Raw genomic sequence first — 15616 nt, forward strand, 5'->3', positions numbered from 1 at the left:
GTGATGAGCGACAAAGACAACGGGGCGAACACCGAGGCAAACACCGGGCCGAACAGCGGGCCGGGAAGCGGTGACAACATCAAGATCGTCAAAAACGCGACCTGCACCTTCTGCGGCTGCGTCTGCGACGACATGGATTTGACCGTTGACCTGAAGGAAAAACGAATCACCAAGGCGAAAAACGCCTGCGTGCTGGGGCGCGCGTGGTTCGCCGAACACACCATTGAAGACCGCCCGGCGGCGCTGATAGACGGGCGCGAGGCGAGCGTTGAGGAGGCCGTCGAGGAGGCGGCGCGCATCCTGATTGAGGCGCGCTACCCGATCACCTACGGGCTTAGCGATTCCACCTGCGAGGCGCAGCGCGTCGCCGTCGCCATCAGCGACATTGTGAAGGGCAGCGTGGACACGACCACCTCGGTCTGCCACGGCCCTTCCGGCATCGCGTTTCAGGGCGTCGGCGAGACCACCTCGACGCTCGGCGAGGTGAAAAACCGCGCCGACCTCGTCATCTACTGGGGCGGCAACCCCGCCGAGTCGCACCCGCGCCACTTCACGCGCTACGCGGTGACGCCGAAGGGCATGCACATTCCGAACGGCAAGAAAGACCGCACCGTGGTGCTGGTGGATGTGCGAAGGACGCCGAGCGCGCCGGTGTCGGACATTTTCATCCAGGTCAAGCCCGGCAGGGACTTTGAACTGCTGTGGACGTTGCGCGCGCTGGTGAACGGCAAAAAAATCACCGCCGATGTCGAGAAACTCACCGGGGTTTCGCGCGAGACGCTGGACGATCTCGTCGCGCGCATGAAGAGTTGCAGTTACGGCGTGCTGTTCTTCGGCATGGGGCTGACGATGACGCGCGGGCGGCATTTCAACTCGGGTGCGGTGCTGGCGCTGGCGGCGGATTTGAACCAGTACGCGCCATTCGTCGCCAAGCCGGTGCGCGGCCACGGCAATGTGACCGGCGCCGACAATGTCGTGTCGTGGCAGACGGGCTACCCGTTCGGCGTTAATTTCAACCGCGGCTTTCCGCGCTTCAACCCCGGCGAATTCACGACGGTGGATGTGCTCGCGCGCGGCGAGGCCGACGCGGCGCTGGTCATCGCCACCGACCCCGCCTCCAACTTCCCGAAAAAGGCCATTGAGACGCTGCGCCGCATCCCGGTCATCTCGCTCGACACCAAGCCGACCGAGACCAGCCGCCTCGCCAGGGTCGCCTTCACCGTCGCCACCTACGGCATCAACACCGGCGGCACCGTGTACCGCATGGACGATGTGCCCATCACACTGCGCCCGGCGTTTGAGTCGCCGTACCCCGGCGACGAGGAAATCCTGACCGCCATCCGCGACAAAATCCTCGCCCTGCGCCCGCGCCGCGACGCCGCCGCGGCGCAACGCGCGGCGCCGTAACCGCGCGCCCCGCCGAACACGACACCGCGACGCCACAAGGCCAAACCGCCGCAAGGCAAAACAAGACCACCCACCCGAACGCCGCAGGCGCCCGCAGCAAGCCCGGATGACCACCAGCCGTGTCTGAATTACGCATTATCAACGGACGTGTTTATGATCCGGCGAACGGCGTGGACGGCGAGGTCGCGACGATTTGCATTCGCGACAGGAAGATTGTCGAGTCGGTTTCGGATTCGGCGCGGACGATAGACGCGCACGGCATGGTGGTGATGCCGGGCGGCGTGGACATTCACTGCCACATCGCCGGGCCGAAGGTCAATCTGGCGCGCAAGTTGCAGCCCGAAGACCACCGCCTGGATGTGCAGCCCGGCACCGATGTCATGCGCTCGGGCACCGGCGGCGTCGTGCCCTCGACCTTCACCACCGGCTACCGCTACGCGACGATGGGCTACACCACGGCGATGGAGGCCGCGGTGCCGCCGATTTTCGCGCGCCATGTGATTGAGGAACTGGCCGACACGCCGGTCATAGACAAGGGCTTTTATGTGCTGCTCGGCAACAATGTGCTGCTCTACCGGCTGCTGAAAGAGGGCAGAAAGCGCGACTTCAGGGAGGCCATCGCCTGGTGGATCAACGCGGCCAAGGGCTACACGGTGAAACTGGTGAACCCGGGCAGCGACGAAGTGTGGAAGAAGCGGCGCGAAAACATCAGCGACATTGAGCAGAAGGTGGATTATTTCGACCTGACGCCGTTGCAGGTCATCCACTCGTTCATCGAGGCGGTGAACGAACTGGGGTTCCCGCACCCGCCGCACATTCACTGCAACAACCTCGGCCACAGCGGCAACTTCAACACCACGCTGCAAACGATGAAGGCGGCGGAAGGGCGGCGCGTGCACATCGCGCACATCCAGTTCCACAGTTACGGCGGCGAGCCGGGCGCCAACCCGCGGTCGGCGGCGCAGCAGATTATTGACTACATCAACGCCAACCCGAATGTCACCGCCGATGTCGGCCAGGTCATGTTCGGCAACGCCATCACGATGACCGCCGACGCGCCGCTGGCGTGGATGCTGCGCGGCTTCAAGAAGGGCAAGTGGGTCAACGCCGACACCGAGTGCGAAAGCGGCTGCGGCATCATCCCGTTCGCCTACCAGGAGCATGTCTTCACGCACGCGCTGCAATGGGCCATCGGCCTGGAGTTGTTCCTGCTGTCGGAGGATCCGTGGCGCCTCGTGCTGTCCACCGACCACCCCAACGGCGGCTCTTTCATGCAGTACCCGCGCCTGATCAAACTGCTGATGGACAGCGGCTTCCGGCGCGAGGAAATCAAGCGCCTCAACCAGAAGGCGATTGCGACGACCAGCCTGGCGAGCATTGAGCGGGAATACACGATGCGCGAAATCGCCATCATCACCCGCGCCGGGCCGGCGCGTGCGCTCGGGCTGGCCAACAAGGGGCAGTTGGGCGTCGGCGCCGACGCCGATGTGACGATTTACACCGAAGACGCCGACCGGGAGAAAATGTTCAACTCGCCGCGCTATGTCATCAAGGACGGCGTCGCCGTCGTTGACGACCACGAATTCAGGGTCTCGCACGACGGGCGCCTGCTGCACATCGCGCCCGGCCACGACAACGCGATTGAAGACGCCATCCGCCCGTTCTTCGACGACTACTACACCGTCCGCTTTGATAACTACGCCATCCGCGACGACTTCCTGCACTTGCACGAGGTCATCCCGACCCGCACCGACGGTGAAGATAAAAAAGACTGAAATCGTCCCGACCTACGCCGAGGCGTTTGCGATGTGGGGCGGGCGCGCCATCATCACCGCCGACGGCAGGCGCTGGGCGCTGACCGCGGCGCGCTCGATGACCGGGTTTGCGACCTCGGTCATCGGCTGTCCGTGCGAGGCCGCCATCGAGCGCGAAGTGCCCGCCGCGCAAACGCCCGACGGCAGGCCCGGCGTCAGCGTGCTGCTGTTCACGGTGCGCGAGAAAGACATCAGAAAACGCCTGATGGAGCGCATCGGGCAGTGCGTGATGACCTGCCCGACGACCGCCTGTTTCAACGGCCTTGAATCGGAACAGACCGTCTCCGTCGGCGGCGCGCTGCGCTATTTCGGCGACGGCCACCAGGTCTCGAAGGTGCTGAACGGGCGGCGCCTGTGGCGCATTCCGGTGCTCGACGGCGAATTCCTCGTGGACGACCTGTTCGGCGTGCGCGAAACCGTCGGCGGCGGCAACCTCTTCATCATGGGCGCCTCGGCGGCGGCGACGCTGCGCGCGGCGCTGGCGGCGTGCGATGCGATGGCCGAAGTCGGCGATGTGTTTCTGCCGTTTCCCGGCGGCACCCGCTCGGGCAGCAAGATCGGCTCAAAATACAAGGGGCTGGTGGCCTCGACCAACGACGCCTACTGCCCGAGTCTGCGCGGCGCCGGCGTTGAGACGCAACTGCCGGAGAGCATCAACGCCGTCTATGAAATCGTCATCAACGGGCTGACCGAGGCGGCGGTGCGCGAGGCGATGCGCGTCGGCATGGTGGCGGCGGCGGAGAAAGGCGCGCTGATCATCTCGGCGGGAAACTACGGCGGCAATCTGGGCCGCTACAAACTGGACCTCGAGGACATCCTCGGCGGCGCGGGCGAAGATGGCGCTTGAACTGACGCTGCACACGCAGCCCGAAGTGCCGCTGGAGGCGGAATGCATCACGCCGCACCGCGTCGCCGGGCTGGCGGCGGACAAGGTCGAGCGCCTTGACGCGATGCACGGCAACCGCCGCGTCAAATTAGGCGACTTTTTCAGCGCCGCGGGCAAGGGCGCGGATGACATCGTGGTGGGCGGCGACTTGTCGCTGGTCAAACTAATCGGCGCGCAGATGGCGCAGGGCAGCATTGTCGTTGAAGGCGCCGTCGGCATGCATGTCGGCTGGGGCATGAGCGGCGGCGTCATCACCGTGCGCGGCGACGCCCACGACTGGGTCGGACCGGAAATGAGCGGCGGGCGCATCATCGTGCACGGCGACGCCGGGCACATGGTCGGCAGCGCCTACCGCGGCCAGGCCGCCGGCATCCGCGGCGGCGAAATCCTCGTCCACGGCAGCGTCCGCAACGAGGCCGGCGGCGCGATGCGGCGCGGCCTGATTGCGGTCGGCGGCGACGCCGGCGACTTCACCGGCGTCAACATGATTGCCGGCACCATCGTCGTGCTGGGCAGCCTCGGCATCCGTTCCGGCGCCGGCATGAAGCGCGGCAGCATCGTCTCGATGAACCCGGCGCCGCTGCTGCCGACCTACGAATACGCATGCAGTTACCGCCCGCTGTTCCTGAAACTCTGCCTTGAACACCTGCGCGGCCTCGGCTTTGCCGTCGAGGAGCGCCACATCAACGGGCGCTGGCGGCGCTGGAGCGGCGACAGCCTGGAACTGAACCGGGGCGAAATTTTGTTGTTCCACCGTTAGACTGCTACAATTCACCGCTTATTTTTCTACGGAGGACAACGCCATGACCACCATTGTTACCGACAACTGCAAGGGCTGCCGCTTCACCGACTGCGTGTCGGTCTGCCCCGTCGCCTGCTTTCACTTCGACGACGACATGCTCTACATTGACCCCGATGTCTGCATTGATTGCAGCGCCTGCATACCGGAATGCCCGGTCGAGGCGATTTACGAGGAAGACGACCTGCCCGAAGACAAGAAGGAGTGGATCGCCATCAACGCCGAGCGCGCCCCCGGCCTGCCGGTGATTGAGGAGAAGATGGATCCGCTGCCGGGCGCGGAGGAGCGCAAGCAGGACCTCGGCTTCTGACGCGCCGCCGTGGCTGAACCCGAAACCGCAAAAAACCCGCTGCAAGTGGCGGTCGTCGGCGCCGGCCCGAGCGGCTTCTACGCGACCGAGGCGCTGATCAAGTCGGGCCGCGCCGTGCGCATTGACATGATCGAGCGCCTGCCGGCGCCGTTCGGGCTGGTGCGAAACGGCGTCGCCCCCGACCACCCGAAGTTGAAGCAGGCCATCGGCGTCTATCAGAAGATCGCGCAAAACCCGGAATTCAACTTCATCGGCAATGTCACCGTCGGGCGCGATGTGACGGCGGCGGAACTGCGCGGCACGCACGACGCCGTGATTTACACCTGCGGCTCGGAGACCGACAGAAAACTCGGCGTTGCCGGCGAGGACCTGCCCGGCAGCCACACCGCGACCGAACTGGTCGGGTGGTACAACGGCCACCCCGACTACCGCGACCGCTCGTTTGATTTCTCGCACGAGACCGCCGTCATCATCGGCCAGGGCAATGTCGCCGCCGACGCCGCGCGCATCCTGGCCAAGTCGCCGGACGAGTTGAAAAACACCGACATCGCCGCGCACGCGCTTGAGGCGCTGGCCGAAAGCCGCATCCGCGAGATTCATGTCGTCGGGCGGCGCGGGCCGGCGCAGGCCAAATTCACATCCAAGGAACTGCGCGAATTCCTGTCCATCGGCAACTGCGACGCCGTCGTGGATGCCGCCGAACTCGAACTCAACCCGCAAAGCGAGCGCGAAATCGCCGACAAGGCCGGCGCCATGGGCAAAAAGAACCTGGAACTGTTCCGGCAGATGACCGCCGGCGGCGGCAAGCCGCGCGTGTGCCGCTTCACCTTCCTGAAAAGCCCGCTGCATCTGGAGGGCGCGGCGCGGCTTGAGCGCGTCGTGTTCGCCGAAAACAGCCTGTCAGGCGATGCGTTTGAACAGGCCGCGCGCCCGACGGGCGAGACCTTCGCGCTGGAATGCGGGCTGCTGTTTCGCAGCATCGGCTACCGCGGCGTCGCGATAGAGGGCGTGCCCTTTGATGAAAAGCGCGGCGTGTTTCCGAACGACGCCGGCAGGATGATTGAAAACGCCGGAAGCGCTGAAAAGGGCGGCGTGGTGCGCGGCGTCTATACCGCCGGCTGGATCAAGCGCGGCCCTTCCGGCATCATCGGCACCAACCGCGCGTGCGCGGTCGAAACCGTCGGCGCGCTGCTGGACGATTGGCCGGATTTGCGGGCGCCGGACGCCGCACCGAAGCCGGGCGCGGCAAAACTCTACGAGATGCTCGACGGGCGCGGCGTGCGCCACATCAACTACGCCCAGTGGCAGGCGATAGACGCCGCTGAAATCAAGCGCGGCGAACCGAAGCAGAAGCCGCGCGAAAAGTTCACGCGCGTTGAGGAAATGCTGGCCGCCGCCGGCGCCTGAAACCGGCGGCGGTATGGTAGCGCCGCGCCAGGCTTTTCATCTCGCGGATGATTTCGCGGTGGCCCTTCACGGGCGGGATCGCTCAAACGACACGGTGCTGATGGCGCAGCCGCCGCTGGCGTACATCGAGCACGCGCCGCCGGCGATGCCGCCCAGGCCCTGGTCGTTCAGGCGGACGGCGCCGGCGTCCTTCGGAAACACGATGTGCATCGTGCTTTCATCATCCACATGCAGGCGCACCGAGGCGCTCTGCGGCGCCTGCGCCACATCCGGCAGCACCTTGTCAAAGCCTTCGCGCTGAAGAACGGCGAGCGGATCGCTGTCCATCTCGGCCTTGAAACCGGCGTCGGAATGATACCGGCGCACCAGTTGCTGCACATGGTCTATCAGGTTGCGTACTGCCGTCATTTCAGTCTCTTCCATCGGGCCAAGCCGGTTTACGGCCTTGGCCTCGGTTTGACCGACGGCCAGCTCCAATCCAGGCGGTAACTGGTGCTGACGCGCCAGGCGCCGGCGTTGGGCGAACTGCCGGAGTAGCCGCCGCCGTAGTCGCCGCCGGAAATCTGCGCCAGCGCCTCGTCATCCGCCGGTTGCAGGCACGAGACGGGCGGAAGCACGACATGCATCGTGTTCTCGTCGTCAATGTGAAGGCGCACCGAGGCGCCCGCCGGAATCAGCGCCGTGTCCGGCAGCGTGTCGCCGAAACCCTCGCGCTTCAGCACGCCAATCGGGTCGCCGTCCATCTCGGCCTTGAAACCGGCGTCGGCATGATACCGGCGAACCAGTGCGTGCACATTGTCCCTCCATTCTCTTACTGCTGTCATTTCAACCTCCTCCGAAGTATCTGTTAAGGAACGCGCGACTCGCGGGACTCATCTGGTCCATCTGCGAGTGGCTCAAAGTGTAAGGCTGCGCGCGGTCGTTTGCGTTGTGCGAATAGTAGCCGTGGCCGCTTTGGTAGTATTGGCAAGACCCTCCGGCCATCGCCTCCAGTTCCTCGTCGTCCGCGGCCTCGAAACGCACCATCGGCGGAAACACGACATGCATCGTCTTTTCATCGTCGAGATGAAGACTCACCGAAGCGCCTTCCGGCAGCAGGCCGCCGCAGCCTTCGCTGCGAAACGCAGCGACGGGGTCGGCGTCCACTTTCGCCCGGAACTCGCTGTCCGAGCGGTAGCGGCGCGCCAGACCCTTCAATTTCTCAATGACTTCATTGGAAACTTCCATTGGTTTTAACCCTCCGGTTTCGGCTCATCCTGCCGGCAATTACGCCGTCGAGCAGGTGGAGTTGCCTCTGCACCCCTGCGGGTACCAGTGGCTGGGGGGACGGTACGAGTGCTGGGAATGCCGTCCGCAGATGCCACCGGCCACCTCGTCCAGCGCCTCGTCGCCCATCGCGCCCTTGAAAACACTCGGAGCGGGCGGAAACACGACATGCAGGGTTTTGGCGTCGTTCAGGTGAAGATTCACCTCAAAGCCTTTCGGCACAATGCCGGCGCAGCCTTCGCTGCGAAGCGCGGCGGCGGGGTCGGCGTCCACTTTGGCCCTGAACGCGCTGTCCGAACGGTAGCGCTTCGCAAGGCTTTTGATGCCCTTGTTGATCTCATTGTGATCATAGGTGGTTTTCATGGTTTTCACTCCTTATGTTTGGATTTTGGGTTCATTCCCTCTGGTTTGGCAAATGCCTGATTCTGTCTCCGGTTTTGGCCTGGTTCACAAACGACGGGCTTACCCCATGCAACTGCCGGGGCCGCCGATTTTCGGGCCGCCTGCCGGAACGGGTCCGTTTCCGCCTTTTCGGGCGTAGTAATCCGGCCCGTATTCTATATAGCCTCCCCATCTGCCGCCGGCAACCGTGTTCAAATCCTCGTCACTCGTGGACTTTATCGCGCCCGGAAACACGATGTGCATCGTCTTTTCATCGTTGAGATGAAGCTTCACCGAATAGCCTTCCGGCGCCAAATCGCCGCAGCCTTCGCTGCGAAGCGCGGCGGCGGGGTCGGCGTCCACTTTGGCCTTGAACGCGCTGTCCGAACGGTAGCGCTTCGCAAGGCTTTTGATGCTTTTGTTGATTTCATTGTAATCACAGGTGGTTTTCATGGTTTTCACTCCTTATGTCTGGGTTGCGTGTTTTGGCCTGGTTCACCCTGCGGCAACTACGCCGTCGAGCAGGTGGAGTTGCCTCTGCATCCTTGCGGGTACCAGTGGCTGGGGGGACGGTACGAGTAGCGGTCATGGCGTCCGCAGATGCCTCCGGCAACCTCGTTCAGCGCCTCGTCTTTTGCAAACCGCATGCCCGAAGCGGGCGGAAACACGACATGCAGCGTCTTTGCATCGTTGAGGTGAAGATTCACCGAAACGCCTTCCGGCACGATGGCGGCGCAGCCTTCGCTGCGAAGCGCGGCGGCGGGGTCGGCGTCCACTTTGGCCTTGAACGCGCTGTCCGAACGGTAGCGCTTCGCAAGGCTTTTGATGCTTTTGTTAATCTGGTTGTGGTCGTACATGGTCTTCACTCCATCATGTTGTATGCGCCCGTCCGCCACCGGCGGACAGCGCGGGTTCTTTTCCCCCCGCCCCAAAGGGGGAGCTGTCCCAGTGCAAAGATACCAGATTTCAGCCGGGGTGGCCGTTCAGATACCTTTGGCACCCTCTCATCTGGCGAGATTTTCGGCCTCGCGCAGAATCAGGCGTTTGCGGGCGGAAACGGCCCTGCGAAGGGCTTTCAGGCGCTTTGCGGACGCCACCTGGCGCCAAATCTGGCGCTGCCCGGCGCCGGAGAAGGCGCCGCCGCCGAGCGCCTTGCCGCCAGCCGCCGAGGCGCCGAAATCGGCCAGTTCCGCGAGGTCGCGGGCGCTGAGGCCCTGGCGGCGGTAAAGCGCGACAACCCGGTTTTTCAGCGCCGGCCAGCGAAAGTGCTCGGCAACCCACCGCCGGCAGACATCGCGGTACAGGTCCGGGTGGCCGGCGCCGCCCAAAACGCGGTTTTGCACATAATCAAGCGCGTAGCGGTTGAACGCCGCCTCCATGTCCAGCGCGATGAAGAGTTGCCGCGCGGCGGCTTCGTAGTCGCCGCCGGCGGTGCTGCGGGTGTGGCGGGCGCTGTCCGCAGCGGCGTTGCTGTCGGCGTGGCGCTGTGCGTCATCGGCGCCGTGACGCCGTGTGTCGCTGTCGGCGTGGCGGCGCGCGCCATTGTCGGCGTACGACGGCTGGCGGCCTGCGCGGTCGCCGCCGGGCGGCATGAATTCAACGCCGACCAACTCAACCTCGATGGCGTCGCCGTCGTCCTCTTCATGCGGCGGCGCCACGCTGGCGCGCGCGGCCAGGCCGGCGTCGGCCAGCGCCTGCGCCGTGTTGGCCGCGAGCAGTTGCCGCGTCATCGCGCGCAGCGCGCGGCGCGCCGGCGGCGGCAGTTTGTTCAGCCCGGCGCTCCAGAATTTGCGCTCCACCGTCGTGTGCGCGGCGACCCTGGCCTGCGCCTTTATCTCCAGCGTGCGCGTATCCACCGCGAGCACCCTGAAAAAGGCGTAGAGATAACTGCGGTCGAGGATGAAGTCGTGCCGGTACAGCCCGTAGCCGCCGAGTTCGGTGGAAGACTCCTCAATGGGGTCGGTGACGCGGTCGGCGAGCACCAGTATCAGCGTGTCGGCGCCGTGCCTTGAACGCAGCGCGCGGACGGCGCCGCGGATTTTTTTCAGGTCGTAGTTGCTGTCATCAAACAGGCGGAATTCGTCGGTGTACACCTGCATCCACGCCTTGCGGTCGGGGCGGAAATCCACCGGGCGCAGGCGGCCCTCGCGGCGGATAACCGCGGTGACGACATCGCGGACATGGTCGTCAAGACGCCACGGCGCGACCCGCGTCCGGTGGCGTTTCTTCGACATCGCCGTCGAGCCGAGATAAATGGACGGGAAAACATCCCCCAGCAGCGAAACCACGGCAACCCGCGCCGCGCCGCGCTCGGCGGCGGGCGCCGCCGACACCGCCAGCGCCGCGGCCAGCACCGCAACGGCGGCGCGTCTGAAAAAGCGCCTGGTCAAGGTGGTCATGGCGGCCATCATACCAGCATAAAAGAACGGCGGGCGGCGCCTTGAAACGGACGGCGGGAAACCGGGCGGCGGGCCATCATACCAGCACAAAAAAACGGCAGGCGGCGCCCTTTGCAGCGGGGCCGGCCTGCCGTTTCCGCGGGTGCGGGTTCAGCAGTGCGGCGGCGGCAAAACGCTGCGCGAATGCCGCCGCACGCACGGCTTTGCCGTCGGTGCGGGGTCAGAAGTACAGTTGCAACTGGCCAAGAACGGCGTCAAAGCGGTTGTCGCTGCCGCCGGCCTCGCCGACATAGTCTTCCTCGTCACCGCCGACGCTGACATAGTTCAACTGAAGGCGGCCCGTGCGCTCGGTGGGGCCGAGGAAGAAGTTCAGGCCCGCCTCAAAACGGTCGAGGTCCTGGTCGTGGTTCGGAACGCCGTCGCAGTTGTCGCATTCCGCGTCCTGGTAGCGCACCACGCCCTCGACGATGTCGTTGAAGCGGTAGGCGGCCATCACATACCACGATTGCTCGTCGTATTCGTCCCTGCCGTCCACATTCTCGCCGTCAATATACTCGGCGCGCAGGTGAATCGGCCCGTTCTTGTAGATCATGCCGACATCCCAGACTTCGTAGTCTTCGCTGTCGAGCACCTGAGCCGCCGCCGTGCAGCCGACCTGCGACGGCTGAAAACCGGTGGTCATGTCGTCGGCATCCGCGCAGGTCTCTCCAGCCAGCCCTCCGGCACTTTCAATCTCGCCGTAAGACCCCTGCAGATGAAACATCTTGCCGTGGTCGTACATCACGCGAAAGGCGTAGCTGTGGTCCTCGCCTTTCTGATTCCGGTCAATCATGCCCGCCGGCGAACGGTCGGCGCTGTTGAAGACGCCGATGTCATAGCCGAAACCGCCGGTTTCCTTGCTGCCGCCGATGTGGCGCCCGCTCATCATCGCGCCGATGGTGCGGTCGAGCACCAGGCGGCTCGCCATTGTCCGCTTGACCAACGGCAGTCTGGTGCCGCTGATGTTGAAGCCCATGCCAATTGGCGTCTTGTACTGGCCGACCTTGATTTGCGCGGCATCGCTGAATTTGTAGCGAATAAACGCATCGCGTATCTTGCGGTCGAGCGAAGTCCTGCCGCTGGTGTCGGAACGGTTTGTGTTGCCGTCGAAATGCAGGGCGCCGTCCCATGCGCCCCACTTCGCCTTGGTGCCGAAACGAACGCGGTCGGTGTCAAACTCAAGGTTGTCGCGCGAACTGTTCGGTCTGTCGTACTGCTCAAAGCCGAGTTGGGCGAAGCCGAAAATATCAAGCGTCGGCCCGTCCTTGACCTTGAACTTGGCGGCGGACGCCGTCATCGGTGCAACCGACAGGCACAGCGGCAAAAACACCGCCGCGGCAAGCCGGGTTCTGGAAATCAACATCATCAGTTCTCCTTTCTAATGGTTTGCAAGTAAATAATGGACGGTTCACGGGGCGGGCGGCCCGCCTGTGGCATTGAAACACCGGCCACGATGCCGCCATTATGCCAGAATTGTGGCAATGCGGCCACCGCCGGGCCTGCCCCGCAATCCGCTCAACCCCTAATTCAGGATATCCACCTCAATGCCCCGCGCCTTGAAGCGCGCCGTGCGCTCGCGCAGAAACGCCTGAAAGTCCGGCTGCGCGGCGTGCGCGCCGAGGGCGACATATTCCATCGCCGACTGGATATGAAACGATTTCACATAGCCCTCCAGCCGGAACGCCTCGTTCGCGCCGGTGTCGAAAAACAGCAGTGTCGGCACATAACGGATGTTCAGCGACTCCAGCCACGCCGGCACCTCGAGCGTGGCGCCTTCGGGCGTCACCACCTCGCCGCCGCCGCGAATATCCACCTGGGCGGTGCGGAAAAGGCGCAGCAATTCGGCGCTCTCCTCGCGGCGCAGGATGTCGCCGTGCAGTTCGTCGCAGGTCAGGCACTGTTTCTGCTCAAACAGCACCAGCAGCGGCTTGCCGCTGTCGTCAATCAGTCGCCGCACATCAAAGGGCGGCTTTGCGGCGCCTTCCAGGCTGTGCAGCACGCCGCTCGCCTCGCGCGCCGGGCGCTGTTTCAGGTAGTCTATGTACTTCATCTCGTAGTACTGCTTTTCGGCGACATATTGCAGCACATCGAAAAACTTGCCGGGCGGGTAATAGCCGTTCATCCGGAAGGCGATGTTGCCCTTCATGTCGAAGAAGATCATCGTCGGCGTCGCCTGCACCCGGTGGCGCTTCAGAAACGCCTTCTCGCTGATGACGGCGCCGTCCAGGCCGGTGACCTCGCGCGAGCCGAACATGTCCAGCGCGACCAGGTCGAAATGGCGCTGCGTGTAGTCGGCAATCTCAAACTGGCCGAAGTTGTCCTCAATCAGTTTCTTGCAGTACGGGCAGCCGTCCTGGTAGAAATACAGCACATAGTGCTTGCCGGCGTCGCGCGCCTCGGCGATGTCTTCGGCGATGTCGAGAAACGACACCTTGAACCACGCCGGATGCTCGATGTGCCCCGGGTTCTCCATGCCGCCGCCGCGGTTGGCGTCGTCGGCGGCCAGCGCGGGCGCAGCGGCCCACGCCAGGCACAGGCACAAGACAACCGCGTTGCGAAACGCCATTACTCGCCGAACTCCAGTTCCTCGGCGACCGCCTCAACGCCGGCCTGCGCGCAGACCTCGTCGTCTTCGCTGGTCGCGCCCGACACGCCGATGCCGCCGTAGAAATAACCGCCGACCGAAATCGGCACGCCGCCGCGCATCGTCGTCATGCGCCGCATGAAATTGAGTTGTTCAATATCGGCGACGCTGTGCGTCGGCACGCGCGCGACCGCCGCCGTGTAGGCCTTTTTGCGGCTGATGGTGATGGTGTGCGGGCCGGCCAGCGGGTGGCGCGCGAAATGCGACAGATGGCCCTCGCGCGACACCACGGCGACGGCCACCTGCCAGCCTTTTTCAGTGCACGCGGCCAGCGCCTGGTTGGCCGCGCGCGCCGACAGTTCCGCCGACAGCATGCGCGTTTCCAGGTACGGCCTTGCCTTGTCGTCCGCCGCGAACGCGGCGCCGCACAACAGCGCGAACACCGCGGCAGCGGCGGGCAAGCGCCCTGTCGTCATGGCGCTTGTCCGGCGACAGAGCGCCGCGAATACCGCGACGGCGGCGGACAGATGCCGCGCCGTCCGGCGTTGGTCAGTTGGATGATTCCTCATTGCAGCCTCCCGGCGAACATTCAGGCTCCGGCGCCCTGGTTGCCCGCCACATTCAGTAATTTCGGGCGGCGTCCGGACGGCGCCACCGTCTTGCGGTCGCGCAAATACGCCGCCACCACATCCCACACCGGCTCGCCGGCGGAGCGCGAGCGAACCGTCGCCCAGCCCGCCACCTTGTAGCGTTTGCCCGGATCAATCAGCGCGCCGTCGTCCAGGCGCATGCCGGAAATGCGCCGCCCGGCGCCGGCCAGCGGGTCGCAGGTGTAGTGCAGTCCGCCGGCGCGCACCATGTCGCCGCCCTGCTGCCGGTACGGGTCCGGGTTGAACAGATTGTCGCACACATCCTCAAACACGAGTTTCAACTGCTCGCCGGTCATCTCGGTTACATAAGTCTCCGGATAGGTCATGCAGGTCTGGTCGAGCACATTCTCCATGCGAATCATCTCGCCCGGCAGGATGCTCGTTCCCCACCGGAACCCCGGCGACAGCGCAATCTGCGCGTCCAGCCTTTCGCGCAGCGCGTCGCAAATCAGGCGGTCGAAGGTGCCCTCAAAATTGTCGCGCCGGTAAAGCAGCGTCTCGCTGCGCGCGAGCGGCTCGTCCAGGCGCTTGCGGTACGGCTTTCTGACTTCGGCGATGTAGTCGCTCATCGCCGCGTCCGCCTTGATCAGGTTGGAGAACACCGGCAGCAGGCGGTAGCGGTAGCCGGCCACGCGGCGGCGGCGGATGTCCAGGTCCATCACGCCGAGGAACTTGCCGTTGCAGCCGGCGTTGGTCACCAGCGTCATGCCGCCGGCGTTGGAGACTTCAATGGCGCCGGGCACGCCGTCGTGCGTGTGGCCGCCGAGTATCGCGTCAAGGCCGGCGACCCGCGCCGCCAGTTTCAGGTCCACATCCATGCCGTTGTGCGACAGCAGCACGACGGCGTCGGGTTTTTCCTTGTCGCGCACGCGCCGCACCAGTTTTTGCAGCGCCGCCTCGCGGATGCCGAAAGTCCAGTACGGAATAAAGCGCGACGGGTTTGCTATCGGCGTGTACGGAAACGCCTGGCCGATGACGGCGACGCGGGCATCGCCGGCGCGCTTGACCGTGTAGGGTTTGAAAACATGGCCGCCGGCGGCGTCGTGGGCGGGCTGGTCTTCAAACAGGCCCTCTTCGGTCAGGCTGACATTGTGGGCGATGAAATCGCCGTTGAAGCGCCCGATGTTGTCGAGCACCTCGCGGTCGTGGTAGGTGAATTCCCAGTGGCCGGTCATCACATCAACGCCGAGCAGGTTGGCGGCGCCGATCATGTCGCGGCCCCGCGTCCAGTAGGCGGTGCCCGAACCCTGCCAGGTGTCGCCGCCGTCAAGCAGCAGACTGGCGCCGCCGGCGTCGGCGCGCAGGCGCTTGACCAGCGTCGCCAGGTGGGCGAAGCCGCCGACCTTGCCGTATTTGCGCGCGGCGCGCTCGAAGTCAAGGTGGGTCAGCGCGTGGGCGAAGCGCGCGTCGGTGATGTCAAAACGGCGCAGCAGATTGCCGCCGACCAGGTGCGGCGCGCGGTTGGCGGCGCCGCCGACGCCGAGATTGACGCCCGGCTCGCGAAACCACGACGGCAGCAGTTGCGCGTGGCAGTCGGTGAAATGCAGCAGCCGCAGGTTGCCGTAGCGGGAAAGGCCGGCGGCGTCCGCCGACAGCGCCGGCGCGCGCCCGACGACGCCGGCGATGACGCCGTTTCCGAGTACCGTCAGGAACTGGCGCCGGGAAAGATGCAAA

General features: G+C 64.9%; 17 protein-coding genes. 6 read left to right on the forward strand and 11 right to left on the reverse strand.

Translation table 11 applies throughout. The annotated features are described in order from the left end of the window. Positions 1 to 3 precede the first annotated feature (3 nt). The 6 genes from OXU50_04820 (at position 4) to OXU50_04845 (ending at position 6623) form a co-directional block, all read left to right on the forward strand. Positions 4 to 1407 (forward strand): formylmethanofuran dehydrogenase subunit B, encoded by a 1404-nt coding sequence (locus OXU50_04820; GenBank protein ID MDD9869195.1) that lies wholly within the window; start codon positions 4 to 6, stop codon positions 1405 to 1407. A 119-nt stretch (positions 1408 to 1526) separates the two neighbouring features. Continuing rightward, on the forward strand, positions 1527 to 3182 hold the full coding sequence (locus OXU50_04825) for a formylmethanofuran dehydrogenase subunit A (GenBank protein ID MDD9869196.1): 1656 nt from the start codon (positions 1527 to 1529) through the stop codon (positions 3180 to 3182). After that, positions 3163 to 4068, forward strand: coding sequence for a formylmethanofuran--tetrahydromethanopterin N-formyltransferase (fhcD, locus tag OXU50_04830; GenBank protein MDD9869197.1), 906 nt, complete (start codon positions 3163 to 3165; stop codon positions 4066 to 4068). Before OXU50_04825 ends, fhcD begins: the two co-directional genes overlap by 20 nt. Next, positions 4058 to 4867 (forward strand): formylmethanofuran dehydrogenase subunit C, encoded by an 810-nt coding sequence (locus tag OXU50_04835; GenBank protein ID MDD9869198.1) that lies wholly within the window; start codon positions 4058 to 4060, stop codon positions 4865 to 4867. The genes fhcD and OXU50_04835 overlap by 11 nt, the downstream gene beginning before the upstream one ends. Before the next feature lie 43 nt (positions 4868 to 4910). After that, positions 4911 to 5216, forward strand: a complete 306-nt coding sequence (locus OXU50_04840; protein ID MDD9869199.1) for a ferredoxin family protein — start codon at positions 4911 to 4913, stop codon at positions 5214 to 5216. Between the two features lie 9 nt (positions 5217 to 5225). After that, positions 5226 to 6623: an NADP oxidoreductase gene (locus OXU50_04845; protein ID MDD9869200.1), complete on the forward strand. Its 1398-nt coding sequence runs from the start codon at positions 5226 to 5228 to the stop codon at positions 6621 to 6623. A 66-nt stretch (positions 6624 to 6689) separates the two neighbouring features. Here OXU50_04845 and OXU50_04850 read toward each other — a convergent pair whose 3' ends face one another. The 11 genes from OXU50_04850 to soxB form a co-directional block, all read right to left on the reverse strand. Further along, positions 6690 to 7031: a hypothetical protein gene (locus OXU50_04850; protein ID MDD9869201.1), complete on the reverse strand. Its 342-nt coding sequence runs from the start codon at positions 7029 to 7031 to the stop codon at positions 6690 to 6692. Between the two features lie 29 nt (positions 7032 to 7060). Beyond that, positions 7061 to 7447 (reverse strand): hypothetical protein, encoded by a 387-nt coding sequence (locus OXU50_04855; GenBank protein MDD9869202.1) that lies wholly within the window; start codon positions 7445 to 7447, stop codon positions 7061 to 7063. 1 nt (position 7448) lies between these two features. Beyond that, positions 7449 to 7850, reverse strand: a complete 402-nt coding sequence (locus OXU50_04860) for a hypothetical protein (protein ID MDD9869203.1) — start codon at positions 7848 to 7850, stop codon at positions 7449 to 7451. 39 nt (positions 7851 to 7889) lie between these two features. After that, positions 7890 to 8252: a hypothetical protein gene (locus OXU50_04865; GenBank protein MDD9869204.1), complete on the reverse strand. Its 363-nt coding sequence runs from the start codon at positions 8250 to 8252 to the stop codon at positions 7890 to 7892. Positions 8253 to 8351: 99 nt separating this feature from the next. Beyond that, positions 8352 to 8723 (reverse strand): hypothetical protein, encoded by a 372-nt coding sequence (locus OXU50_04870; protein ID MDD9869205.1) that lies wholly within the window; start codon positions 8721 to 8723, stop codon positions 8352 to 8354. Positions 8724 to 8779: 56 nt separating this feature from the next. Continuing rightward, positions 8780 to 9127: a hypothetical protein gene (locus OXU50_04875; protein MDD9869206.1), complete on the reverse strand. Its 348-nt coding sequence runs from the start codon at positions 9125 to 9127 to the stop codon at positions 8780 to 8782. A gap of 147 nt (positions 9128 to 9274) precedes the next feature. Then, positions 9275 to 10669, reverse strand: a complete 1395-nt coding sequence (locus OXU50_04880) for a hypothetical protein (protein ID MDD9869207.1) — start codon at positions 10667 to 10669, stop codon at positions 9275 to 9277. A gap of 220 nt (positions 10670 to 10889) precedes the next feature. Further along, complete coding sequence (locus OXU50_04885) at positions 10890 to 12074, reverse strand: porin (protein MDD9869208.1); 1185 nt, start codon at positions 12072 to 12074, stop codon at positions 10890 to 10892. A 156-nt stretch (positions 12075 to 12230) separates the two neighbouring features. Further along, on the reverse strand, positions 12231 to 13274 hold the full coding sequence (locus OXU50_04890; GenBank protein MDD9869209.1) for a thioredoxin fold domain-containing protein: 1044 nt from the start codon (positions 13272 to 13274) through the stop codon (positions 12231 to 12233). After that, a complete protein-coding gene (locus OXU50_04895) occupies positions 13274 to 13768 on the reverse strand; it encodes a heme-binding protein (GenBank protein ID MDD9869210.1) in 495 nt (164 codons plus the stop codon). The genes OXU50_04890 and OXU50_04895 overlap by 1 nt, the downstream gene beginning before the upstream one ends. 113 nt (positions 13769 to 13881) lie before the next feature. Continuing rightward, the gene (gene soxB / locus OXU50_04900; protein MDD9869211.1) at positions 13882 to 15615 is read right to left on the reverse strand and encodes a thiosulfohydrolase SoxB; all 1734 of its coding nucleotides are present in this window, start codon (positions 15613 to 15615) and stop codon (positions 13882 to 13884) included. Between the last annotated feature and the right edge of the window lies 1 nt (position 15616).

The sequence above is a fragment of the Gammaproteobacteria bacterium genome (genome assembly GCA_028817225.1).
GTDB lineage: Bacteria > Pseudomonadota > Gammaproteobacteria > Poriferisulfidales > Oxydemutatoraceae > Oxydemutator.